The following is a 22479-nucleotide window of genomic DNA, read 5'->3' as shown; positions in this document are numbered from 1 at the left end:
ATAATTCCTTATCTACAGTGGTGACCCACACGACAGATCACATGCAGTACGAAAATTGGATTTTGGGTTTGGTCAGCCAGGTTTCAGATCTCGCCCACAATTGCCAGATTGAAACCTCACTGGGTATACAGAATGGAACGCATACCTTCTCAGCCGCATTCGGCTAAGCGAATAGTATCACTAAAATTGTTCCGGATAAATAAAGTGCAACCGCCCTCACACTTTCGCCTCATTCGATGCCAAAACGCCTTTCAGATAGCTGAGGGTAGCCAACAGACACAGGCCGTAGCCCAACAGTTCGCACCCCTCTTCCACCATGTTTTTCACCACTCGGTTGTAGCCGTCCAGCATCAGCGTTTGCCACAGCGCGCTCATGCCGAACAGGCGTGAAAACACCAGAATGCACAGCAGGCCGGCGCACATCATGCCGTAGCCGGGATGCGTCACGAAATAGGCCAGACCGCGCACCGTGGCCGCAATATGCCGTGCCGCATGCCACAGGCAGGCCAAGGCGACCGCCAGTGCGAACCACACCCAGGCGCCATGCCACAACGCATCGAACGCGAAGTCCATCTCGCGGATCAGCATGCAGAGAAAGAAGCCGCCAACCAGCAGCCAGGCGGAACGCCGTTCAGCCTGTCGCCGGGCCGCGGCGAAAAAACCGCCGGAGATGGCGAGCAGCAACAGTTCCTGTGCCGCTTCGGTCAGCGAGGTTTCATGAACGAAGTTATGCAGCCAGTGCACATCGATAAACACCAGGCCGACCAATGCCGCCATGAAGGCGGCGGAAAGCGCGAATGCGCCGATTTTCCCCAGTAAAAGATGCAGTTCTTGTTTCATAATCACACTCATTATTATTTACAGCGCATCTATGGTATCCACCTGTTCTCAGGGATCGTGGCAATTGGTGCCTAATGCCCTGAGCCACGCGAAAGGTGGTCGTTAATTACGCCGAAACAATAAAAAAACCCCGGCACCTGGGCCGGGGTGGGGCCAGTCTTTCCTGGCTGTCACTTCATCGTCGTCAGTATTCCAGGCTCTCATCCCTCTATCATCGAGACGCGCAAAGGAGCCCGAAGATTACGCCTGCGCAGGTGATACCGCGATACGGCGGGCATTGGTGTTAACGCCCCACAAGCCTGCCAACGCACTGACCACTGCGCCAATCAACAGCGCAAAGAATGACCATAATGCGGCCCGCGACAATTCGTCTGCAGCAGCGGCAGCCTGTTCGCGCGCCTTCTGTTTCAGCTCCACATACTCCTGTTTTGCCTGATTGATTTTTGCTTCGGCGTCATCCAAACGCTGATTAACCAGCTGCGAAGTTTTATTTTTGGCTTCGACCAAATTCTTCACCGTCTGGTCTACTTCCTGCGGCGTCATATCGGTATTTTCTGCCAAGGCCTTTTTCAGGGCGTCTTGATCCACATCTTGCGAGATGGCCTCACCCTGTTTTTTAAGCTTGGCGACCAGTTGATTAATAATGGCGTCGCTATTGTCAGGCTGAAGTGCCAGGGCTTTTACTGCGTCCGCCAAATCAGTTTTGGCCGCATTCAACTGCTGTTGCATGAATTCAGGCTGCAATGACGGGATACCGCTTTTTTTAAGCGCCGTAACCACATCGCCTTGCAGCTGTTCAGGTTCCAAGGTTGTGTCAATGCCCAACTTGTCAAACACTTTACCGCCGGCGTCCGCCAATCCGGATGCCCCTTTGCCAATCGCTGAACCGGCGCCGGAGAGCAAGCTGCCGGAGGTCGAAGCGATAGCGCCCAGCGCATTGCCGGTCGCCTTCACTGCAGACCCGACCAGCATCCCACCCAGTACCGCCGCCACAATCAGTGACGTAGCCCAGACCAGGAAGCCATGAATAAGTCCGTCATTAGCAGCCAAACGCCCAGCAATAAAAGCGCCGGCGGCCAAACTAATAATGATTGAAACAGCGGACCAAATCACTACGGTGGTACCGGCGCCGTTTATCGGATCGTCTGATGTCGGATCCACGATGGAGAATCCAAGACTGGTGCCTAACGTCGACAGCAGCAGTGAAACAGCCAATACGGTGATCACGCCGCCGATGACGCTGCCCCAGGAGATTTTTTTCGCCGCTACCCATTCTTTTGCCACTTCCATAGTAAAACTCCTTTTAAGTTTTCGATTATAAAGAAATGCCAGAAAGCCTTACCATTATAGACTCGCTTCATCAATCAGGCGGTTAAAGGGTGAAAACAGTTAAAAATAATTAATGATAATAACATCAAGAGTGCGTCTACTCTCAGCGGCGATACGCTGACAGACCGTCTTAGCATCACTATTCTTACGCTATCCACCAGTGAACAGGGTCTTAGCGCAAAACATGAACCGGTTACTCGCAGCCCTCATCGTGGCGTGCGCGGCATTGGCGACGTTATATGGGCTGGTGCATTTTGGCGCACGTTCGGTGCCGCGCGCGATTGCGGTCAACGAGGCGCCGCTGGGGTGTGAGGATGAACCTGAGCTCGCCGGCGAGTGCGGCGATGACGATGAGGCTCCCGCCGACGAATTTCGCCGGCCGGCGACGCTGAACGCCCGGGCCGACGGTTAATTAACGTTACGAGCTATCCCCATTGCCGCCAGGCGTACGGCAGGCTAGGCTGTTCAGCTCATGGGCCGCCGTTTGGCGGCTTGAACGTTGCACAGGGAGTCTATTTTATGACGGGTATTTTGCAGTTATTCCAGGCCATCGGACTGGGTTTGGTGCTGCTGTTGCCGCTGGCCAACCCGCTGACCACGGTGGCGTTGCTGCTCGGGTTGTCCGGCAATATGACGCGCGAAGAGCGTAATCAGCAGTCGCTGATGGCCTCGGTTTATGTGTTCTGCATCATGACGGTGGCGTTTTACGCCGGGCAGGTGGTGATGAACACCTTCGGCATTTCGATCCCCGGCCTGCGCATCGCCGGCGGCCTGATCGTCGCCTTCATCGGTTTTCGCATGCTGTTCCCGCAGCAGAGCCCCGAAGACGCGCCGGAGGTGGAGAGCAAGTCGCACGAGCTGCGCCACAAGACGTCGGCCAACATCGCCTTCGTGCCGCTGGCCATGCCGAGCACCGCCGGGCCGGGCACCATCGCGATGATCATCAGCTCGGCATCGAGCGTCAAAGCGAACTCGCTGGGCTTTGAACCCTGGGTGTTGGCCGTGGCGCCGGTCGCCATCTTCCTGACGGTCGCGGTGATCCTGTGGGCCTGCCTGCTCAGTTCCGGCGCCATCATGCGGTTGGTGGGGAAAAGCGGCATCGAGGCGATCTCGCGCCTGATGGGGTTCCTGCTGGTGTGCATGGGCGTTCAGTTCATCATCAACGGCGTGCTGGAGATCATCTCCACCTATACACCGACCGCCTGATCATACAAAACGGGCGCGATCGTCGCGCCCGTTGCCGTTATTTCCCCGCCGGCGCCTGCGCGCCCAAAATGCCCTTGCCTTCCGGCACTTCGGTAAAGCGACTGAGGATCTCGCTGTAGGTCTTGGCCGGATCCAAATCCGGGAACTGCGCCGGATAGATAAACTTCGCCAGATACTCCAGCCCGACGATGTTGTACGGGTGGTTGTAGAAGTTATGGTAGATGCCGTAGAACCGCCCTTCCTTCACCGCCGACACCTGTGAGAACCCTGAGCGCTGCTTCATGCGGTTGAAGGCCTCATCCACCTGCTGCTGCGTCACGCCATAGCCGAACGGCACCGCGGCATTGGTCTTGCTGGCCCACTGCGAGCCGGAAACGATATACGCATCCGGTTTCATACTGATCACTTTTTCCAGCGCCACGTCGCCGGTCGCACCCGGCAGCAGCGCAGAACCGATGTTACGCGCGCCGACCGCTTCGACCAACGCGCCCCAGCCGACGTGCGCATGGGTGAAGCAGCAGGATTCCAGGCCATTCAGACCGGCCTTGGCTTCGAAGAACACCAACGGTTTGGGTGCCACCGCCTGCGTTTTGGCCAGAATGGCCTGATAATGCTGCTGATAATAATCGGTATATTGCTTGGCTTCGCTTTCACGGTTGAGGGTTTCCCCCAACAGCGTCACGCTTTTCGGCGTGTTTTCCACCGGCTTGAGCATGGTATCGATAAACAGCACCGGCACGTTCAGCGCCTTCAGCTTATCCAGCACGCCGGTTTGGCTCAGCGAAGGCTTGGAGCGCAGCTGGGCGATCATCAGATCGGGGCGCTTGGCGATCACGCTCTCCAGATTCACTTCGCCTTTATCGCTGAATCCCATATCGATGATGTTTTTCGCCGCCGGCCATTTGCTCTGCAAGATTTCCCAGGTCGCCGCGTCGCTTTTCTTCAGCAGGTTATTCCAGGCCACCAGCCGGCCGAACGGGTTGGCGCGATCGAGCAGCGCCAGCGTGAGAATGTCGCGCCCGTCCTGCACCACGATGCGTTTCGGCTCCTGCGGGAGGGTGACCGTCTGGCCAGAGGTGTCGGTCAGGGTCAACGGATAGGTAGTGGCCATCGCCGGAGAGGCGAGTAAGGCGGCGCAGACCAGCGCCGGCAAAGTGATTCGACGGTGCACGAAAGACTCCTTAGTCATGAATACATTCAGGAAATACTAATGAGAATGGCTTGCATTATCAAAGATAACGCCCAGCATGCCGGCGATTAATTGCAAAGGGATGTGTAAAGGAAGGATAAGAGGCGCACCGGAGCCGGCGCGCCCAGGGGATCACATCAGGCCGTAGATCAGCGCCGACAGCGCAATCAAGCCCATCACCAGCACGAAGACGTTGCTCGCCGCGCGATATTGGCGCATGGCCGGCACCGCACGCACCGCGTACATCGGCAGGATGAACAGGATCGCCGCAATCAGCGGGCCGCTGATGGTTTCGATGATGTGCAGCGCGCTGGGGTTCCACACCGTCGCCGCCCAGGTGAGCAGGAACAGTGCCACCGCCGAGATGCGGTGCGTCATGCGCGAGCTGAGCGGCTTGCCGACCGCGCGCGTGACGCCATCGATCAGGCTGGTCGCCCCTTCCGTCACCCCCAGCGAGGTGCCGAGATAGGATTTAGCCATTGCCAGCATTGCCATCACCGGGCCGAGATAGGCGATCAGCGGGTTGGAAAACTTGTTGGCCAGCGTGGTCAGCACCGTGATGTTCTGATCTTTCGCCTGCTGCATGTCTTCATGGGACAGGCTCAGCACGCAGCTGAACACGAAAAACAGCACGGTAACGCAGATCAGCACATAGCTGTAGCGCATGATGCGCGCGCAGCGGCGCTCCGCCTTATCGCCATACAGGCTCTTCTGCGTCGAGGCGAAGGAGGAGATGATCGGCGCATGGCTGAAGGAAAACACCATCACCGGCACCGCCAGCCACAGTGAATGCCACAGCCCCGGCGTGTCGAAGCGGGTGGTGGCCAGGCCGTGCACGAAGTTGGCGGTATTCCAGCTCGGCATCAGGTACAGCGAAATACCCATCAGGAACACCAGCAGCGGGAACACCAGCATGCCCATCGCCGCCACGATGCTGTCTTTGCCACGCAGCAGCACCAGATTGAGCACTACGACCACCGCCAGACTCAGCCAGATACGCGGCAGCGGCGCCACGTGGAACTGGTGGATCAGGAAGCTGTCCAGCGCGTTGGTGATCGAAATGCTGTACACCAGCACGATCGGGAAGAACGCCATCAGATACAGCATCATGATGATTTTTCCGGCCAGCACGCCGAAGTGTTCCACCACCACATCGTGAATATTGCCGTCGCGGCTGGAGCCAGAAAGCACGAAGCGGCTGAGCGCGCGGTGCGGCAAATAGGTCAACGGGAAAGCGAACAGCGCCATCAACAGCAGCACCAGCGGGCCGTTCAAACCGGCGTTGATCGGCAAGAACAATGTGCCGGCGCCCACCGCGGTGGCATAGAGACCGAACATCCAGACGGTGTCGGTTTTGTTCCATTTGGCAGGCTGAGCGGCCGTCAGCGTGCCTGAATCGGGAGAAATCGTACTCATGAGACAGTCTACCTTAATCTGCAGCGCCAACGATTGCGCCTAACGGGATATCCTTCTCCGCGAATTTTTTAATAGTAATCAGTGAATTAAAGCGATATTTCATACTTACGCCTGATGAAAGGACGGCAAAGGATAATGAAAAATCCGCTGCGGGTCTATGTTTTATCGGCTGAACGGATGATTTGCGAACAGAAAATGCTGAAAAAACCGGCACGAGCAGGAAAAACTAAGGGCTCCTTGCGGAGCCCTTAAGCGGTTTACTTCTTCGCGTCCGGATGGTCCGGCACCTCGGCGCTGCCCATCTCCTTCTCGTCGCGGATCATCGAGCGGTCTTTACGCACGTCGGCCACGTCGGAGGCGCTCACCGGTTTGGCGCTGTTGCCCCAGCTGGTACGGATGAAGTTCACCACGTCCGCCACCTGCTGATCGTTCAGACGCCAGCCAAACGGCGGCATGGTGATATTGGATACCGCGCCCTGCACCGCCGGCGTGGTGTTGCCGGTCAGCACGATGTGGATCAGCGAGGTCGCGTCCTCGGTCTGCACCACCGGATTGCCCTTCAGCGACGGGAAGGCGCGCTTGTAGCCCACGCCGTCGGTGCGGTGGCAGGCCGCGCAGTTATCAACATACAGGGCCGCGCCGGGCTTGCTGTCATTCCCGCGCCACAGATCCTTGGCCACGCTATCTTCGACCGGCGCCGCCTGCTGCTTGCCGTCTTTCGGCGGCAGCGATTTCAGGTAGCGCGCGATGGCGGTCAGATCGTCGTCGCTCAGGTATTGCAGGCTGTGCTCCACGACGTCGCTCATGCCGCCGAACACGATGGCTTTGTCGTTACGGCCGGTTTTCAGGAACTCGGTCAGCTCGGCTTCGCTCCAGCTGCCCAGGCCGTCCTTGCGGTCGCCGCGCAGGCTGGAAGCCACCCACCCATCGATCGGCGCGTTGCTCCCGGACAGGTAGTCGTCGCTTTCGCTGTTGCTCAACGCTTTCTCCTGCATGGTGATGCTGCGCGGGGTATGGCAGGCGCCGCAGTGGCCCAGGCCTTCCACCAGGTAGCGGCCGCGCTCAATCACCGGATCGGCCTTGGCGTCAGCGACAAAATCCGCCGGCGACGGCGCGAACATGCCGCGCCAGATGCTCAGCGGCCAGCGCATCGACAGCGGCCACGGGATGTCGGAGTCCTTGTTGGCCTGCTCCACCGGCTGCACGCCGTGCATGAAATAGGCATACATGGCGCGCATGTCGTCCTCTTTCACCAGCGCGAACGACGGGTACGGCATCGCCGGGTACAGGGTGCTGCCGTTTTTGGCTACGCCCTTACGCACCGCGTTGTCGAAATCCTCGAAGCTGTAATCGCCGATGCCGGTTTTCTTGTCCGGCGTAATGTTGGTCGAGTAGATGGTGCCGATCGGCGTCTCCATCGCCAGACCGCCGGCGAAGGTTTTGCCGCTCTTGCCGTCGGTGTGGCAAGCCACGCAGTCGCCGGCGCGCGCCAGGTATTCACCGCGCTTGATCAGCTCGCTGCTGACGGTGGCGTCCTGCGCCCAAACGGAAAAACTCACTGCACTGAGAACCAGTGCCGGTACAAATGCTTTCATCGTTCGCCGTCCTTATGCCTGCACCAATGGGCCTGGGTTTTTCAGATACTGCTCGCGAATGGCGCGGGCAGACCAGTAAGCCAATGCCGCCACGGTGCCGGTCGGGTTGTAGCCCAGCCCCTGCGGGAAGGCCGATGCGCCGATCGAGAACACGTTGTGCACGTCCCAGCTCTGCAGATAGCGGTTGACCGCGCTGGTCTTCGGATCCTCGCCCATTACCGCGCCGCCGTTCATGTGGGTGGTCTGGTAGCTGGTGGTGTCGAAGTGGCTGTTGGCGTTTTTCGGGCTGCCGGCGATCAGTTTCGGGTTCATCGCCTTAGCGATCGGCGCCATCTTGTCGTACATGAACTGCGCCATCTTGATGTCGTTTTCCTGCCAGTCGAACGTCATGCGCAGCAGCGGCTGGCCAAAGACGTTCTTGTAGTTGGGATCAAGATCCAGATAGTTGTTGCGGTACGACTGGTGCGCGCCGTGGGCGTCCATCGAGACGTGGTGGGTGTAGGCATCCGCCACCGCCGCTTTCCATTTGCTGCCCCAGGCCGGGGTGCCCGGAGGCGTCGGCAGGCCGGAGATCGGCTTGGTGCCCGCCTGGTTGACCCAGAACGGCGAACCGCCGACGAAGCCTTCTTTAGCGTGGTCGAAGTTATCGGCGTTGAAGTCGTCCACGCCCACGCCGTTGCCGCCGGCGCCGATGAACGGGTTGGTGAACACGTCTTTATCGAAGAACGCCTTGATGGTGGTCATGTTCTGGTAGGCGAAGTTGCGCCCGACCACGCCTTCGCCGGTCACCGGATCGTAAGGCTTGCCGATGCCGGACAGCAGCATCAGGTGCACGTTGTGGAACTGGAACGCGCCCAGGATCACCAGATCGGCCGGCTGTTCAATCTCGCGGCCCTGCGCATCGACGTAGTTCACGCCGGTGGCGCGAGACTTGTCGTCGGTCAGGTTGACCTTCAGCACGTTGGCGTTGGTACGCAGCTCGAAGCGTTTTTCCATGCGCAGCGCCGGCAGAATGTTGACGTTCGGCGAAGCTTTGGAATACATGTAGCAGGCGTAGCCGCTGCAGAAACCGCAGAAGTTGCACGGGCCCATCTGCGCGCCGTACGGGTTGGTGTAAGAGTCCGAGGTGTTGGCGGACGGCAGGTTGTAAGGGTGATAACCCACTTCCAGCGCCGCTTTCTCGAACAGCTGGGCGGAGTAGGTATTTTTCTGCGCCGGCAGCGGGAAGTCGCTGGAGCGATCCGCCGCAAAGCGGTTGCCGCCCTTCTGCGCCACTTTCTGCCCTTTGATGGTCCAGGCGGTGCCGGAGGTGCCGAACACTTTCTCCGCTTTATCGAAGAACGGTTCCAGCTCGTCGTAGGTCACGCCGAAGTCCTGGATGGTCATGTCCTTCGGAATGAAGTTTTTGCCGTAGCGCTCTTCATAGTGGCTGCGCATGCGCAGTTCGATCGGATCGACGCGGAAATGCACGCCCGACCAGTGCAGGCCGGCACCGCCAACGCCGGTGCCCGGCAGGAACGCCGCCAGCTGGCGGTAAGGCACCGCGGTCTGGCTGCTGTTGTGGCGAATGGTGACGGTGCTTTTCGACAGATCCTGGAACAGTTTGCGGCGGATGTTATAGGTTAGCTCGTCGATCACCTGCGGATAAGAACCGTCCGGATAGGTATCGCGCATCGGGCCACGCTCCAACGCCACCACGTTGAGGCCGGCCTCGGTCAGCTCTTTGGCCATGATCGCGCCCACCCAGCCGAAGCCGACGATCACCGCGTCTACTTTTTTCATTACCGTTGCCATGCTTAGCCCCTCTCCCCTCGAATCGAGACCGGCGGGAAGGGATAACGCTCCCCTCGCTCAACCCAGTCCATAAAATCGGCGCGCGCGCCCGGAAAATTAATCAGCTTCCAGCCCACCATGTCTTTGTTACCGCCATGGATCGGATCGCTGAAGAAACCTTCACGGGTGTTTTGCAGCAGATAGGAGAAGAACAGTTTCGACGGCAGCTGCTGGAACTCCGCCTCGCCGGACTCGAACTTTTGCAGCATGGCGTCTTGCTGCGCGCCATCCAGTTCGGCGAAGGGCTTGCCGGCGGTTTTCTTGCTGTAGGCGTCGGCGTCACTGATGCCGAGGTTGTAGATTTGCTTGGGCACCAACGGCAGCTGATAGCCCATTTCCTTCGGCACATCGGGGTTAAACGGCCCTTGCATGTACCAGATGGAGCCGGTGGCGTACGGGGTATTCATCTGGCGATCGATAAACTCCGGCACGCCGGCTTCCAGTGCGCCGGGGCCGCGTTCGTCGGCCGGGATCAGGCGCGCGACGGCGGCCTTGATGAAGGCCCACTCTTCCGGGGTGAAAAAGGTCGGTTGGTAATCGTTCTGCGTTGAAGTGTTCGGGGCCGCGACCGCTGGTGCCGGTGCCGTCAGCGCGCCAACGCCACTGCCACCAATTACCGCCGCAGGAATTAAGGTCATCGATTTCAACAAGAAATCGCGCCGCGAATTGTTGGTTTTATGATTCGACATGTCACATTCCATCCAAAGATAGTCACAACTATTTAACCGCAACCTTGCGATCGATACGGGTTTTTAAAATAATTTGTTACTTATTTGTATATTTATTGAAGGTCAGAATGCGCGCAAAAGCAAAAATGTTACCGGTAACTTATTGAATGAACGTAAAGATTTATCCGCTAACGTAAATTTAACTTTTTGTGCGGTTTTTCTGATAACCGATGAGGAAATAACGAAAAATGAGAGGCAGGTCGCGCTATAAACTAACGCAGGAAACAGAATCGGCCGCGTTTAGCGGCCGATTCAAAGAAGGATGGGGCTACGGCGACATCGCCTGATAAGCGGTGGTCACCTTCCACAAATAGCGCGGTGCCTGCGGCGCCGGGTGCTTTTTCTGGATGTGCTGATAAAACTCATCCGGACTCATCTGATTGATGCGATTGACCGCCACGCGCTTGTCCGAGGAGAAGGTGCGCAACATGGCGCCCGCCCCGTTCACGTACGAAACGATGGTGGCGTAACGCAAAGTCTGTGGGTTGTTGATCCCGGCTAGCTGCTGGCTTTGAAGAATATTGATATAGGCCGTTCCCAGATCAATATTGACCGCCGGATCCTTCAGCTCACGCGAGCTGGGTTGCCCGCTTCGTCCTTTCATGCGATAGGCGTCGCGGCCGGCGGTAGAAGCCTTAAGCTGCATCAATCCCACTGCGTTCGAGGTGCTGACCACGTTCGGGTTAAACCCGGACTCCACCTGAATAATCGCTTTAATCAGCGTTTCGTCAACGCCGTAGTTGCTGGCGGCCTGACGAATGTAATCGTTATAAACAACCGGCGTGCCTGTGCGGTTTACCGGTGCCTGCGGAGGGGGTTTTAACCAACCGCCGCGCGTTGTGCCACTGCCTGAAATATTGCTTGCCGTTTGCGGGTCTTTGGCGCACCCCGACAAAAGTAAAATTGCCGTAAGGCAACCTATTTTTGTTTTCACAGAATCCCTCACTCCTTTCAATGAGTTGCGTAGCATATACAACTTGTAAGGACACCTGCAGTAATTTTTTGGACTAATCTCAAGCTATCCATATACCAAGAGGTGATTTATGAGTCAATCTGCAACAAACTGCTTTGTGGTGACTTTTCGCTATCAGGAAGCGGGATTAACCGACCTGGCGAAGCTGACCGGGCAATTGACGCGCGAAGGTTTTGTCACGTCGGTGACAGACGAAAATGGCGTTCACCATGAGCTCGGCAGCAACAGTTTCGCGTTCATAACCGTGCTGGATCAAGAGGATGTACTGCGCCTGGCGCAGGGGTTCGGGCAGTTGGCATTGGGAAAACAGCCGGAGGTGACGATATGCACCTGTGAGGACTACCTTCAGCGGTTACATACTGATACATAAAATGCTATAACTCCTCGGACGGTATTATTTTTTCAGTTGGAGAAATACCCCGCCGGCGGTGGGCAAGTGACGCTTGACTTCGCTTCAATTGATATTGATAATCATTTTCATTTGAACCAGGAGACGTCATCATGCCATTGATAAGTTGCGCTTTTCGTCGCAGTCGCCCTTCCCGCGCTGCCGCACTGTTACGCCCTTTTACGCTCGCCTGCCTGCTGCTCGGCGCCGCCTTGGTCAGTCAAAACGCGCTGGCGGAAAAAAAGCTGCGCGTGGTGACAACCTTTACCATCATTCAGGACATTGCCCAGAACGTGGCCGGTGACGCCGCCGTGGTGGAATCCATCACCAAGCCGGGTGCCGAGATCCACGACTATCAACCGACCCCGCGCGACATCGTCAAAGCGCAGCACGCCGACCTGATCCTGTGGAACGGCATGAACCTGGAACGCTGGTTCCAGCGCTTCTTCGAAAACATCAAACAGGTGCCGGCGGCGGTCGTGACCGAAGGCATCACCCCGCTGCCGATCCGCGAAGGGCCGTATAACGGCAACCCGAACCCGCATGCCTGGATGTCGCCAAGCAACGCGCTGGTGTACATCGAGAACATTCGCAAAGCCCTGGTGGAGCACGATCCGGCACATGCGGAAACCTATAACCGCAACGCCAAAGCCTACGCAGAGAAAATCGGCGCACTGGACGCCCCACTGCGCGAACGCCTGGCGCGCATTCCGACCGCACAGCGTTGGCTGGTGACCAGCGAAGGCGCTTTCAGCTACCTGGCGCAGGACTATCAGCTGAAAGAAGTCTACCTGTGGCCGATCAACGCCGATGAGCAAGGTTCGCCGCAGCAGGTGCGCCGGGTAATCGACGCGGTGCGCGCCCACCATATTCCGGTGGTGTTCAGCGAAAGCACCATTTCCGACAAGCCGGCCAAGCAGGTAGCGAAAGAAACCGGCGCCAAATATGGCGGAGTGCTCTACGTGGATTCGCTGTCCACCCGCGATGGCCCGGTGCCGACCTATATCGACCTGCTTAACACCACCGTGCAAACCATCGCCAAAGGATTCGATCAATGACCCATGAACCGTTTGTCCGCCCTGAATTGAACGTGGACGACGTCACCGTGACCTACAACAACGGACACACCGCCATTCACAACGCCAGCTTTACCCTGAGCGGCGGTTCGATCTGCGCACTGGTCGGCGTCAACGGCAGCGGTAAATCGACGTTGTTCAAAAGCATCATGGGCCTGGTCAGGCCCACCAGCGGCCGGGTGTCGCTCAGCGACAAACCGGTAGCGGACGCGCTGAAAAAGAACCTGATCGCCTACGTGCCGCAGACCGAGGACGTCGACTGGAACTTCCCGGTGCTGGTGGAAGATGTGGTGATGATGGGCCGCTACGGCAAGATGAATTTCCTGCGCATTCCGTCGCGAGAGGACCGGTTGCGGGTTGACAAGGCGCTGGAGCGGGTCGGCCTCAGCGAGCTGCGCGGTCGGCAGATCGGCGAGCTGTCCGGCGGCCAGAAAAAGCGCGTGTTTCTGGCGCGCGCGCTGGCGCAACAGGGCACCGTGCTGCTGCTGGATGAACCGTTCACCGGCGTGGATGTGAAAACCGAGAATGCCATTATCGAGCTGCTGCGCGCATTGCGCGACGAGGGGCATCTGATCCTGGTCTCCACCCACAACCTCGGCAGCGTGCCGGAGTTTTGCGATCGGGTGATCCTCATCAACCGCACGGTGCTGGCCGCCGGCCCAACCGAAACCACCTTCACGCAGAGCAACCTGGAGCAGGCATTCGGCGGCGTGCTGCGCCATATCAACCTCTCAGGCCCGGATCTGCACGACGACAACGATCCGCGCACCGTTACAGTGTTGACCGACGATGAGCGCCCGGCGGTGTTCTACGGCCACACCAAGAGCGATCCGCCGGCCAACAGCCAGGCCAGGGAGAAACAATCCTGATGCTGGACCTTCTGCTGCAACCTTTCAGTTATAACTACATGGTGAAAGCCATCTGGGTCAGCGCCATCGTCGGCGCCGCCTGCGCGTTCCTGTCCGCCTATCTGATGCTGAAGGGATGGTCGTTGATGGGCGATGCGCTGTCGCACTCGGTGGTGCCCGGCGTGGCCGGCGCCTACGCCCTCGGCCTGCCCTACGCCGCCGGCGCCTTCTTTACCGGCATGCTGGCGGCGCTGGCGATGACGCTGGTGCGCCACATCACCCGCCTGCGCGAAGACGCCATCATCGGCTTCATCTTCTCCACCTTCTTCGCCGTCGGCCTGCTGATCGTGTCGCTCAACCCCACCTCAGTCAACGTACAGTCGATCATCTTCGGCAATATCCTCGGCATCGCCGACGAAGACGTGCTGCAGGTGGAAATCATCATCGGCGTTTCGCTGCTGATCCTGTGTCTGGTGTGGAAAGACCTGCTGGCGGTGTTCTTCGACGAAAGCCACGCGGTATCGATCGGCCTGTCGCCGCTGAAGCTGAAGATCCTGTTCTTCACCCTGCTCAGCGCCTGCACCGTCGCCGCGCTGCAAACCGTCGGCGCCATTTTGGTGATCGCCATGGTGATCACGCCGGGCGCCACCGCCTATCTGCTGACCGACCGCTTCAGCCGGCTGGTGATCATCGCCATCATCATCGGCGCATTGACCAGCGGCATCGGCGCCTACCTGAGTTTCTTCCTCGACGGTGCCACCGGCGGGGTGATCGTCACCCTGCAAACGCTGGTGTTCCTCGCGGCGTTCTTCTTCGCGCCGAAACACGGCCTGTTGGCGTCCCGGCGCCGTGTGGCGCATTCGCAAACCGGAGGCCGCTGATGGACACCCTGTATCAACTGCTCAGCGAACCCTTCGCCTACCCGTTCATGCAGCGGGCGATCGTCGCCGCCATCGTCACCGGCGTAGTGTGCGCCGTGCTCTCCTGCTATCTGGTGCTCAAAGGCTGGTCGCTGATGGGCGACGCCATCTCGCACGCGGTGCTGCCCGGCATCGTGGTGGCGTTCGTGGTCGGCATCCCGCTGGCGATCGGCGCCTTCCTCTCCGGCATCTTTTGCGCGGTAGCCACCGGCTACCTGAAAGAGAACAGCCGGGTGAAAGAAGACACGGTGATGGGCATCGTCTTTTCCGGCATGTTCGCCTTCGGCCTGGTGCTGTTCTCGCGCATCGACACCGACCAACACCTAAGCCACATTCTGTTCGGCAACATGCTGGGCATCACCGACGGCGAGCTGAAGCAAACCCTGCTGATTGCCGGCATCACCCTGGCGGTGGTGTTGCTCAAGCGCAAAGACTTCATGCTGTACTGTTTCGACCCGCACCACGCCCGGGTGATTGGCCTGCCGGTCAAGCTGCTGCACTACGGGCTGCTTTGCCTGCTGGCGATGACCATCGTCGCCTCGCTGCAGGCCGTGGGGGTGATCCTGGTGATCGCCATGCTGATCGCCCCCGGCATCATCGCCTTTATGCTGTGCCGCCGGTTTGATCGCATGCTGATGGTGGCAACGGTGGTGTCGGTGTTCTCTTGCGTGCTCGGCACCCTGATCAGCTTCCACATCGACGGCGCCACCGGGCCCTGTATCGTCATCGTGCAGGCCGTGCTGTTCGTTGTCGCCTTGTTGTACAGCAAGCTGCGCCCGTTACAGGGTAACCAAAACGCCCCGATGGGCAGTTAAACGCCCCTCTGATGCGGCGGTGTGCCCCGCCGCATCCTATTCCTCCGCTGGCTTATTCGTTGTCATCAAGTTGCAATCGGTATTGCGCTTAAATTAATCAATAGGGTATATACTTTGAGCTGGCGAGGCGCTGAAAAAATCGCCGCCTTTGACGCCGGCTGTGCGCCGCGTCGTGTTTTCACCACGGGAAAGACGCTAACCTAATGAATTATCAGGCAGCACAGAGGGGGAAATACCATGTGGCAAGCCGTTAGCCGTCTGTTAAGTGAACATCTTGGCAGCGCAGAGATACGCGAAAGGATTGAACTACCCGGGGGCGACATTCACCCGGCGTGGCGCGTGAGTTACGGTGACAACGAGGTGTTCGTGAAATGCGACGCCCGTGAACAACTGCCGATATTCACCGCCGAGGCCGATCAGCTGGCGTTGCTGGCGCGCAGCAAAAGCGTGCGGGTACCGGAAGTGTATGGCGTCGGCAGCGATCGCGACTACAGCTTCCTGCTGCTGGAGTATCAGCAGTTGAAACCCCTCGACGCCCACGGCGCCTACTGTCTGGGCCAGCAGTTGGCGCACCTGCATCAGTGGAGCGAGCAACCGCAGTTCGGTCTCGACTTCGACAGCGATCTGACCACTACCCCGCAACCCAACGCCTGGCAGCGCCGCTGGTCGGAATTTTTCGCCGAACAGCGCATCGGCTGGCAGCTGCAGCTGGCGGCGGAAAAAGGCATGACCTTCGGCGACATCGACGACATTGTCGATCGGGTGTATCTGCGCTTGCAGCACCACCAGCCGCAGCCTTCGCTGCTGCATGGCAACCTGTGGCCGGGCAACTGCGCGATGACCGCCAACGGGCCGATCCTGTTCGATCCGGCCAGCTACTGGGGCGACCGAGAGTGCGACTTGGCGATGCTACCGCTGTATCCGGAGCTGCCGCCGCAGATCTACGACGGCTATCAGAGCGTGTGGCCGCTGGGGGCCGGATTTATCGAACGCCAGCCGCTGTATCAGCTGTACTACCTGCTCAACCGCAGCAATCTGTTCGGCGGCCAGCATTTGGTGGCTGCCCAACGCGCGGTGGAGACGCTGCTGCAGCCCGAAGCGTCGTAACGTACCGGGGCGCCGTGCGGCGCCCCGATCATGGTTCAGGCCGCGCCGGCCAACTGCCCCAACAGGCGGATCACGAACCAGGCGATCACCGCAATCACGATAGGCAGGATGTACAGCGGGAAGTATTGCAGGAAGATGGTATGGTGCGGCAGCGTAATGCGCTCCTCAAGCTGTTGGCGCGTGTGCCCTTCGCTGCCCTTGGCCTGCTCCAGGATCATCTGGTCTTCCAACCCTTCGCGGATGAACTTGACCTGACGCGACATGCGCGCGCCGGAGGCCTGCAGCGCCAGCCCGACGAAGATCAGAATATAGATGATGATGAACATCAGATTGGCGCCGCTGAACAGGCTTTTATCCACGTCAGGCACCGGTGAGTTGTACCAGAAAAGGTTCAGGAACGGCGTGTTGAAACGCACCATGTCCACCATCACGTGGACAAAATCCAGCATCACTGCGTTGATGCCCTTGGTTTTTTCACTGTGCTGATAGATAAAACCCAGCACGGAAATCAGCGTCGACAGCAACGCCGGGATAAAAACCACCCATCCGAGAATGCGTTTCAAAATGGCGAGACGCCCGGCCTGTTGATACGTCATGTGTTCCCCTTGTTAGCGACGTAACCGAATCGGCTAAGTCTACCTGCTGTTGGCGAAACTCGCCCACCGTTTTCTTCACTCCCTCTGTGCTACAAGCTTAGCCGAATTCGTCGAAATCAAAAACTTAACGGCGCCGACACACTATCATTGAAGGGGTAACGTTATCCATTCGGACAGAGGCCGCCATGATTCGACTGATTATCTTATTGCTGGGCGCCCAGGCGCTGCACGGCCAGCGCCGCCTGCTGGTGCTGTTCGGTTGGCTGTGGATAGCCGCAGGGGCGCTGATGTTGTTCGACATACTGCAGGATGGCCGGTCGGTGCTGGCGCTGGATGCGCTGGCGGTCATCCTGGCGCTGGAGGGGCTGGTGGCGATATCCGCTGCGCTGGTGATCGGCTCTTCGGCCAGCAGGCCGGTGTTGCTGAAGGGATTGGGTTTCGTGTTTATGGCCTTTTTAATGCTGGACGTGCCCGCAGACGATAACATCGTCGCCACCGTGGTGTTTGGCAGCGCGCTGCTGCTTGACGGCGCCGTGCGCATCGCCTCCTCCACGGTGATTCAACACAGTCGATGGAAAGGCGTGGCGCTGGCGGGCGGCGGCGAGATCCTGCTTTCGTTGATGATTTTTGTCGGCTGGCCGGCGCCGCATCGGATGACGGTGCCCTTTTGCCTCGGCGTGATGATGGTGCTTTCCGGCTGGGCCTTATTGCGTATCGCCCGGAGACTGACAAGCTTCTCTCTGAATCAGCACCCCGCGCGGCAGCCACCGCACCCGGAGGATGAGACTGCGCCACTCACGGTGTACGTCTGGACACCGATTGGTGCGGCTAAAGATCCGCGCCGGCGTTACATCGTCGACCGATACATCGCAGCGGTCGACGGCGGCGGCAATATCTCCACCGGTCATGCCGCCCTGGCGCTCGCGCCGGATGTGTATATCAGTCACTACCCGCTCAACGACATCAGCCATTCCGTTCAGGATTTCCGCCAGTTGTTGCATGCCGGCGAGCAGAACAACGTCGACGGGCGTTTCCTGCCCGACCTGCCGGGTGAGATCGCCGCCTGGTGCCCACCGGACAAGAAAATTCAATTCTACCGCTATAACCCGGCGGCGCTGCGCGCATTCTGGCTGCGTTATCGGCAAGACGCCACCTACAATCTGACCCGACGCAACTGCTCCACCACGGTCATCGGCGCGCTCGACAGCGCGTTGGAAGGCGTGCTGGGCGATAAACACCTGTGGCGCCGCTTTCTGTTGCTGGTGTTGGATCCCAATCTGTGGATGCTGGCGGTACTGCGCAGCCGCGGCGAAAGCATGACCTGGACGCCGGGTTTGGTGCTGGACTACGCACGCATGTTGCAACAGGTCACCGAGCGTCAACATCAGCGCTGGTGGCTAAAATTGCGCGAGGCGTGGAATATCCTGCGTTTTGGCAAAAGCCAAACGCGCAGGCAAAGGTTTTAGTCTCGTCACAGGCGATGATAAAGTGTCGGGCACATTCACCCGCGCCGGCAGGAGTTAACCGTTAATGGCTTATTCGCAACGCATTGAAACCGCAATTTTTGATATGGACGGCTTGTTGATCGACTCGGAACCGCTATGGCTGCAGGCCGAGCTGGATATCTTCGGCGCGCTGGGTTTGGATCTGTCCGACCGTCACAAGCTGCCGGACACGCTGGGGTTGCGCATCGATCTGGTGGTGAAGATGTGGTACCAGGCGATGCCGTGGCAAGGGGTTTCGCTCGATGAGGTGTCGGCGCGGATTATCGAGCGCGCCATCGAGCTGGTGCACGAGACGCGCCCGCTGCTGCCGGGCGTTCAGCAGGCGCTGGAGCTGTGCCGCAGCCAGGGGCTGAACATTGGCCTCGCCTCCGCCTCGCCGCTGCACATGCAACAGCAGGTGCTGAAGATGTTCGATCTTGAAGGTTACTTCGATCAGCTGGTTTCCGCCGAATACCTGCCGTACAGCAAACCACACCCTGAGGTCTACCTGATCGCCGCCGAGCGCCTGGGCAGCGATCCGCTGCGCTGCATCACGCTGGAAGACTCCTTTAACGGCATGATCGCCACCAAGGCCGCACGCATGCGTTCCATCGTCATCCCGGCGGCCGAATACCGTCACGATCCGCGCTGGGCGCTGGCGGACCACAAGCTGGAGACCCTGGAACAGCTCACTCCCGCCCACTTTGCCTGACCTGCGGCGCCGGCCATCGGCGCCCTGGCTTTCCGCTCTGCGCCATAAAAGGGATCCGTGCCGCAAAACAAACGAAACATCGTTTCATTATTATTGAATCGGCATGCTGTTGTTATTATGCTGGGTGGCAGGGAAAGCGACGGCCCACGGCGCGTTGTCACTGCCACGCAGCGCGGTTCAAGGCCGCCGCTTCCTCCCGCCACACGCCAAGCCACCGTCTTTTTTCTCATCTTCATGCATCGCCCATCGCCCGCTTTTTGTTCTCGCCAGTCAAAATCGATGATTTGTTACGCAGCACCGTAACAAGCCGTTGTAAAACAGGGAAAAATAAACAATTGGTTACAGGGTAACTGCTTCCACTACTGGGAATTTTCCCATATACTGGATAAATTAACAGTTTACCAGCCGGAATCGCAACAGCATGACCGCGGAAGGACATCTCATTTTCTCTGTCGCTTGCGCGATCTTCGCCAAGAAGGCGGAAGTGACGCCAGAGCTGGCTACCGGCGACTGGTGGCACATCATACCCGCCGCGCTGCTCACCTCGCTGCTGCCGGACATCGATCACCCCAAGTCGGTACTGGGCCAGCGCCTGCGCTGGATCGCCCTGCCCATCGCCCGCGCCTTCGGCCACCGCGGTTTCACCCACAGCCTGCTGGCGATCGCCGGCGGCATGGCGCTGTTTCAGCTGGACGTGCCGCGTAGCTGGCCGATCCCGGCCGACGCGCTGCACGCCATGATCATCGGTTACTTCAGCCATCTGCTGGCCGACATGCTCACGCCCGCCGGCGTGCCGCTGCTGTGGCCGTGCCGCTGGCGTTTTCGCCTGCCCCTGCTCAACTCGCAAAAAGGCAACCAGCTGGAGCGCGTACTGTGTCTGTGCCTGGTGGCGTTTGCCATCTGCTGGCAAGGCGATTTCACCCTGCCGGTGCAATCCTATGTCGAGCAAATCAGAAATATCAGACTCTGATCACAAAAATACGCCCAACCCATCATCTTGATGTATATAAAACAAACAAAAACACACAAAAAGCTATATCAAATTCCATTTGGATATAAGTAGGCCACTCAGCAAACTGTTACGATATTTACATCGCGACATACGTGATGCGTAGTCGTTTTTATAAGAAAGATTATTGGAGACATTGGGGATGAATCTTCCGCTCGTGATTAACGTGCTGGTGTTTGTCGCGCTTCTTTTGCTGCTGGCGCAAACCCGCCACAAGCAATGGAGCCTGGCGAAAAAAGTGCTGGTCGGCCTGGTGGTCGGCGTAGTATTCGGTCTGGGCCTGCAGCTGGTGTACGGCGCCGACAACCCGGTACTGAAAGAATCCATCAGCTGGTTCAACATCGTCGGCAACGGCTATGTGCAACTGCTGCAAATGATCGTCATGCCGCTGGTGTTCGCCTCAATCCTGAGCGCGGTCGCCAAATTGCATAACGCCTCTTCTCTGGGCAAAATCAGCGTCCTGACTATCGGCACGCTGCTGTTCACCACGCTGATCTCGGCGCTGGTGGGCGTGCTGGTCACCAACCTGTTCGGCCTGACCGCCGAAGGCCTTGTGCAGGGCGCACAGGAAAGCGCGCGCCTGACGGCGATCCAGACCAACTACGTGGGTAAACTGGCCGATCTGACCGTGCCGCAGATGGTTCTGTCGTTCATCCCGAAAAACCCGTTCGCCGATCTGACCGGCGCCAGCCCGACGTCGATCATTAGCGTGGTGATTTTCGCCACCTTCCTCGGCGTGGCGTCGCTGCAGCTGCTGAAAGACGACAAGCCGAAAGGCGAGCGCGTGCTGGTGGCTATCGACACCTTGCAGGCCTGGGTGATGAAGCTGGTGCGTCTGGTCATGAAGCTGACGCCGTACGGCGTGCTGGCGCTGATGACCAAAGTGGTCGCCGGTTCCAACATTCACGACATCGTCAAGCTCGGCAGCTTCGTGGTGGCCTCGTACATCGGCCTGGCCATCATGTTCGTGGTGCACGCTGTGCTGCTGGCCTTCACCGGCGTTAACCCGATGAAGTTCTTCCGCAAGGTGTGGCCGGTGATCACCTTCGCCTTCACCAGCCGCTCCAGCGCCGCCAGCATTCCATTGAACGTGGAAGCGCAGACCCGTCGTCTGGGCGTGCCGGAATCCATCGCCAGCTTCTCGGCGTCGTTCGGCGCCACCATCGGCCAGAACGGCTGTGCGGGTCTCTACCCGGCGATGCTGGCGGTGATGGTTGCGCCGACCGTCGGCATCAACCCGCTGGATCCGGTGTGGATCGCCACCCTGGTTGGCATCGTCACCCTCAGCTCCGCCGGTGTGGCGGGCGTGGGCGGCGGCGCCACCTTCGCCGCGCTGATCGTACTGCCGGCGATGGGCTTGCCGGTGACGCTGGTCGCGCTGCTGATCTCGGTCGAACCACTGATCGACATGGGCCGTACCGCGCTAAACGTCAACGGCTCCATGGCGGCAGGCACCATCACCAGCCAGCTGATGAAGCAAACCGACAAAGCCGTGATGGACAGCGAAGACGAAGTCGAATTGGCTCACAGCTAACGCCCTCTCAGATCGAAAAAACCGGGGATTATCCCCGGTTTTTTTATGCCCCGCGTTCGGTCGTTACGGCCGCTCGCCGTTCGCCAGCCGCCGGTTGATATCGGCGATCACATCCGGTAATTGCGCCAGCGTGTCTATCACATAATGCGCGCCCGCCGCGTACAGCTTATCGGCGGCCGCCGTGCGGCGCTGCTCTATTTCCCCTGCCGCCATTTGACGGTACTCCGACCAGGTAGCGCCGAACTCGTTGCCGGACAGCGCCAGCCCGACGCTCCACATCCCGGCGTTCAGCCCTTCGGCAATGCCCGGCACTGCGTCATCCACCTTCACGCAGTGCGCCACCGCATCGATGCCCAGCGCGATGACGTTCTGCAACGCCATCCACGGCCCCGGTCGGCCGCCGGCCGCAAGATCGTCGGTGGCGACCCAATAATCCGGCGCATAGCCGCGCTGCGCGGCGGCCGGCGCCAGCACCTCCATCACCGCGCGCGGATAACCGGAGCAGGAACCGATTTTGATGCCCTGTTCGCGCAGCCCGGCAATCACCTGCGGCACGCCCTCGATGGGATCGGCAAAGTCGATCACTTTGGCGATTTGCAGCGGCATAAACGCCTGATACAGCGCGTCGATATCCTGGTGGCTCATCGAGCGGCCCAGCTTCTGCCGCCAGCGCGCGTCAACCGCCGGCAGTTTGCCCAGCGCCTCGATGTGCTGCCATTTGCCGAGCCCCATCGGAATGCGCGCCTCCGCCAGGCTGATGTCGATATCGAAGGTTTGCTTGAACGCCTCGACAAAAATCTGCGTTGGCGCAAAGGAGCCGAAGTCCACCGTGGTGCCGGCCCAGTCGAGGATCACTGCGTTGATCTGTTTCATGGTTAATC

General features: G+C 59.1%; 22 protein-coding genes. 12 read left to right on the top strand and 10 right to left on the bottom strand.

The genetic code is table 11. The features are described 5' to 3' along the window. Positions 1 to 216 precede the first annotated feature (216 nt). Both ACJ8J4_RS01535 and ACJ8J4_RS01530 read right to left on the bottom strand, forming a co-directional pair. Positions 217 to 840: a hypothetical protein gene (locus ACJ8J4_RS01535; protein WP_025302616.1), complete on the bottom strand. Its 624-nt coding sequence runs from the start codon at positions 838 to 840 to the stop codon at positions 217 to 219. A 240-nt stretch (positions 841 to 1080) separates the two neighbouring features. Then, positions 1081 to 2130: a YrzE family protein gene (locus ACJ8J4_RS01530; protein WP_197835534.1), complete on the bottom strand. Its 1050-nt coding sequence runs from the start codon at positions 2128 to 2130 to the stop codon at positions 1081 to 1083. Positions 2131 to 2353: 223 nt separating this feature from the next. On the opposite strand from ACJ8J4_RS01530, the gene ACJ8J4_RS01525 reads away from it, so the two are divergent. Together ACJ8J4_RS01525 and ACJ8J4_RS01520 are read left to right on the top strand one after the other, a co-directional pair. Next, positions 2354 to 2581, top strand: coding sequence for a hypothetical protein (locus ACJ8J4_RS01525; RefSeq protein WP_025302614.1), 228 nt, complete (start codon positions 2354 to 2356; stop codon positions 2579 to 2581). Positions 2582 to 2688: 107 nt separating this feature from the next. Then, positions 2689 to 3375: a MarC family NAAT transporter gene (locus ACJ8J4_RS01520; RefSeq protein ID WP_025302613.1), complete on the top strand. Its 687-nt coding sequence runs from the start codon at positions 2689 to 2691 to the stop codon at positions 3373 to 3375. 37 nt (positions 3376 to 3412) lie between these two features. Here ACJ8J4_RS01520 and ACJ8J4_RS01515 read toward each other — a convergent pair whose 3' ends face one another. The 6 genes from ACJ8J4_RS01515 to ACJ8J4_RS01490 form a co-directional block, all read right to left on the bottom strand. Continuing rightward, the gene (locus ACJ8J4_RS01515; protein ID WP_025302612.1) at positions 3413 to 4546 is read right to left on the bottom strand and encodes an ABC transporter substrate-binding protein; all 1134 of its coding nucleotides are present in this window, start codon (positions 4544 to 4546) and stop codon (positions 3413 to 3415) included. 150 nt (positions 4547 to 4696) lie between these two features. Beyond that, positions 4697 to 5980 carry a serine/threonine protein kinase gene (locus ACJ8J4_RS01510; RefSeq protein ID WP_043143391.1) on the bottom strand — a complete coding sequence of 428 codons (1284 nt, stop codon included), beginning with the start codon at positions 5978 to 5980 and terminating at the stop codon, positions 4697 to 4699. 257 nt (positions 5981 to 6237) lie between these two features. Continuing rightward, positions 6238 to 7575 carry a c-type cytochrome gene (locus ACJ8J4_RS01505; RefSeq protein ID WP_060447252.1) on the bottom strand — a complete coding sequence of 446 codons (1338 nt, stop codon included), beginning with the start codon at positions 7573 to 7575 and terminating at the stop codon, positions 6238 to 6240. A 12-nt stretch (positions 7576 to 7587) separates the two neighbouring features. Further along, on the bottom strand, positions 7588 to 9369 hold the full coding sequence (locus ACJ8J4_RS01500) for a GMC family oxidoreductase (RefSeq protein WP_025302609.1): 1782 nt from the start codon (positions 9367 to 9369) through the stop codon (positions 7588 to 7590). A 2-nt stretch (positions 9370 to 9371) separates the two neighbouring features. After that, positions 9372 to 10097 (bottom strand): gluconate 2-dehydrogenase subunit 3 family protein, encoded by a 726-nt coding sequence (locus ACJ8J4_RS01495; RefSeq protein WP_049295472.1) that lies wholly within the window; start codon positions 10095 to 10097, stop codon positions 9372 to 9374. 307 nt (positions 10098 to 10404) lie between these two features. Beyond that, positions 10405 to 11070, bottom strand: a complete 666-nt coding sequence (locus ACJ8J4_RS01490; protein WP_049295470.1) for a transglycosylase SLT domain-containing protein — start codon at positions 11068 to 11070, stop codon at positions 10405 to 10407. Between the two features lie 109 nt (positions 11071 to 11179). On the opposite strand from ACJ8J4_RS01490, the gene ghoS reads away from it, so the two are divergent. From ghoS to ACJ8J4_RS01460, 6 genes are all read left to right on the top strand, one after another. Further along, positions 11180 to 11479: a type V toxin-antitoxin system endoribonuclease antitoxin GhoS gene (gene ghoS, locus ACJ8J4_RS01485; protein ID WP_099817357.1), complete on the top strand. Its 300-nt coding sequence runs from the start codon at positions 11180 to 11182 to the stop codon at positions 11477 to 11479. Positions 11480 to 11610: 131 nt separating this feature from the next. After that, on the top strand, positions 11611 to 12555 hold the full coding sequence (locus tag ACJ8J4_RS01480; protein ID WP_099817356.1) for a metal ABC transporter substrate-binding protein: 945 nt from the start codon (positions 11611 to 11613) through the stop codon (positions 12553 to 12555). Further along, the gene (locus tag ACJ8J4_RS01475) at positions 12552 to 13442 is read left to right on the top strand and encodes a manganese/iron ABC transporter ATP-binding protein (RefSeq protein ID WP_043143367.1); all 891 of its coding nucleotides are present in this window, start codon (positions 12552 to 12554) and stop codon (positions 13440 to 13442) included. The genes ACJ8J4_RS01480 and ACJ8J4_RS01475 overlap by 4 nt, the downstream gene beginning before the upstream one ends. Beyond that, complete coding sequence (yfeC, locus tag ACJ8J4_RS01470; protein ID WP_015377686.1) at positions 13442 to 14302, top strand: iron/manganese ABC transporter permease subunit YfeC; 861 nt, start codon at positions 13442 to 13444, stop codon at positions 14300 to 14302. The genes ACJ8J4_RS01475 and yfeC overlap by 1 nt, the downstream gene beginning before the upstream one ends. Next, a complete protein-coding gene (locus ACJ8J4_RS01465) occupies positions 14302 to 15156 on the top strand; it encodes a metal ABC transporter permease (protein ID WP_025302603.1) in 855 nt (284 codons plus the stop codon). Before yfeC ends, ACJ8J4_RS01465 begins: the two co-directional genes overlap by 1 nt. A gap of 237 nt (positions 15157 to 15393) precedes the next feature. Then, a complete protein-coding gene (locus tag ACJ8J4_RS01460; protein ID WP_089180829.1) occupies positions 15394 to 16263 on the top strand; it encodes a fructosamine kinase family protein in 870 nt (289 codons plus the stop codon). Positions 16264 to 16298: 35 nt separating this feature from the next. Here ACJ8J4_RS01460 and ACJ8J4_RS01455 read toward each other — a convergent pair whose 3' ends face one another. Beyond that, positions 16299 to 16859, bottom strand: a complete 561-nt coding sequence (locus ACJ8J4_RS01455; protein ID WP_025302601.1) for a YniB family protein — start codon at positions 16857 to 16859, stop codon at positions 16299 to 16301. A gap of 185 nt (positions 16860 to 17044) precedes the next feature. Here ACJ8J4_RS01455 and ACJ8J4_RS01450 point away from each other — a divergent pair, with 185 nt between their 5' ends. From ACJ8J4_RS01450 to ACJ8J4_RS01435, 4 genes are all read left to right on the top strand, one after another. Then, a complete protein-coding gene (locus ACJ8J4_RS01450) occupies positions 17045 to 18325 on the top strand; it encodes an HdeD family acid-resistance protein (RefSeq protein WP_025302600.1) in 1281 nt (426 codons plus the stop codon). 64 nt (positions 18326 to 18389) lie between these two features. Beyond that, positions 18390 to 19055, top strand: a complete 666-nt coding sequence (gene hxpB, locus ACJ8J4_RS01445) for a hexitol phosphatase HxpB (protein ID WP_043143363.1) — start codon at positions 18390 to 18392, stop codon at positions 19053 to 19055. Positions 19056 to 19476: 421 nt separating this feature from the next. Next, the gene (locus tag ACJ8J4_RS01440; protein ID WP_004931456.1) at positions 19477 to 20025 is read left to right on the top strand and encodes a metal-dependent hydrolase; all 549 of its coding nucleotides are present in this window, start codon (positions 19477 to 19479) and stop codon (positions 20023 to 20025) included. A gap of 181 nt (positions 20026 to 20206) precedes the next feature. Beyond that, positions 20207 to 21598 carry an L-cystine transporter gene (locus ACJ8J4_RS01435; RefSeq protein ID WP_025302598.1) on the top strand — a complete coding sequence of 464 codons (1392 nt, stop codon included), beginning with the start codon at positions 20207 to 20209 and terminating at the stop codon, positions 21596 to 21598. Between the two features lie 63 nt (positions 21599 to 21661). Here the strand turns inward: ACJ8J4_RS01435 and phnX are convergent, their stop codons facing one another. After that, positions 21662 to 22471, bottom strand: coding sequence for a phosphonoacetaldehyde hydrolase (gene phnX / locus ACJ8J4_RS01430; protein WP_025302597.1), 810 nt, complete (start codon positions 22469 to 22471; stop codon positions 21662 to 21664). Positions 22472 to 22479: the final 8 nt, after the last annotated feature.

The organism is Serratia sp. CY47280 (assembly GCF_052168655.1).
GTDB classification, from domain to species: Bacteria; Pseudomonadota; Gammaproteobacteria; order Enterobacterales; family Enterobacteriaceae; genus Serratia; species Serratia bockelmannii.
The sequence above is the reverse complement of the archived record's forward strand: the minus strand, read 5'-3'. Positions and strand labels throughout refer to the sequence as shown.

Bases quoted from the DNA above. Each gene is read 5' to 3' on its own strand.
- ACJ8J4_RS01535 (WP_025302616.1), bottom strand. From the start codon at position 840: ATGAAACAAGAACTGCATCTTTTACTGGGGAAAATCGGCGCATTCGCG.
- ACJ8J4_RS01530 (WP_197835534.1), bottom strand. From the start codon at position 2,130: ATGGAAGTGGCAAAAGAATGGGTAGCGGCGAAAAAAATCTCCTGGGGC.
- ACJ8J4_RS01525 (WP_025302614.1), top strand. From the start codon at position 2,354: ATGAACCGGTTACTCGCAGCCCTCATCGTGGCGTGCGCGGCATTGGCG.
- ACJ8J4_RS01520 (WP_025302613.1), top strand. From the start codon at position 2,689: ATGACGGGTATTTTGCAGTTATTCCAGGCCATCGGACTGGGTTTGGTG.
- ACJ8J4_RS01510 (WP_043143391.1), bottom strand. From the start codon at position 5,980: ATGAGTACGATTTCTCCCGATTCAGGCACGCTGACGGCCGCTCAGCCT.
- ACJ8J4_RS01505 (WP_060447252.1), bottom strand. From the start codon at position 7,575: ATGAAAGCATTTGTACCGGCACTGGTTCTCAGTGCAGTGAGTTTTTCC.
- ACJ8J4_RS01500 (WP_025302609.1), bottom strand. From the start codon at position 9,369: ATGGCAACGGTAATGAAAAAAGTAGACGCGGTGATCGTCGGCTTCGGC.
- ACJ8J4_RS01495 (WP_049295472.1), bottom strand. From the start codon at position 10,097: ATGTCGAATCATAAAACCAACAATTCGCGGCGCGATTTCTTGTTGAAA.
- ghoS (WP_099817357.1), top strand. From the start codon at position 11,180: ATGAGTCAATCTGCAACAAACTGCTTTGTGGTGACTTTTCGCTATCAG.
- ACJ8J4_RS01480 (WP_099817356.1), top strand. From the start codon at position 11,611: ATGCCATTGATAAGTTGCGCTTTTCGTCGCAGTCGCCCTTCCCGCGCT.
- ACJ8J4_RS01475 (WP_043143367.1), top strand. From the start codon at position 12,552: ATGACCCATGAACCGTTTGTCCGCCCTGAATTGAACGTGGACGACGTC.
- yfeC (WP_015377686.1), top strand. From the start codon at position 13,442: ATGCTGGACCTTCTGCTGCAACCTTTCAGTTATAACTACATGGTGAAA.
- ACJ8J4_RS01465 (WP_025302603.1), top strand. From the start codon at position 14,302: ATGGACACCCTGTATCAACTGCTCAGCGAACCCTTCGCCTACCCGTTC.
- ACJ8J4_RS01460 (WP_089180829.1), top strand. From the start codon at position 15,394: ATGTGGCAAGCCGTTAGCCGTCTGTTAAGTGAACATCTTGGCAGCGCA.
- ACJ8J4_RS01455 (WP_025302601.1), bottom strand. From the start codon at position 16,859: ATGACGTATCAACAGGCCGGGCGTCTCGCCATTTTGAAACGCATTCTC.
- ACJ8J4_RS01450 (WP_025302600.1), top strand. From the start codon at position 17,045: ATGATTCGACTGATTATCTTATTGCTGGGCGCCCAGGCGCTGCACGGC.
- hxpB (WP_043143363.1), top strand. From the start codon at position 18,390: ATGGCTTATTCGCAACGCATTGAAACCGCAATTTTTGATATGGACGGC.
- ACJ8J4_RS01440 (WP_004931456.1), top strand. From the start codon at position 19,477: ATGACCGCGGAAGGACATCTCATTTTCTCTGTCGCTTGCGCGATCTTC.
- ACJ8J4_RS01435 (WP_025302598.1), top strand. From the start codon at position 20,207: ATGAATCTTCCGCTCGTGATTAACGTGCTGGTGTTTGTCGCGCTTCTT.
- phnX (WP_025302597.1), bottom strand. From the start codon at position 22,471: ATGAAACAGATCAACGCAGTGATCCTCGACTGGGCCGGCACCACGGTG.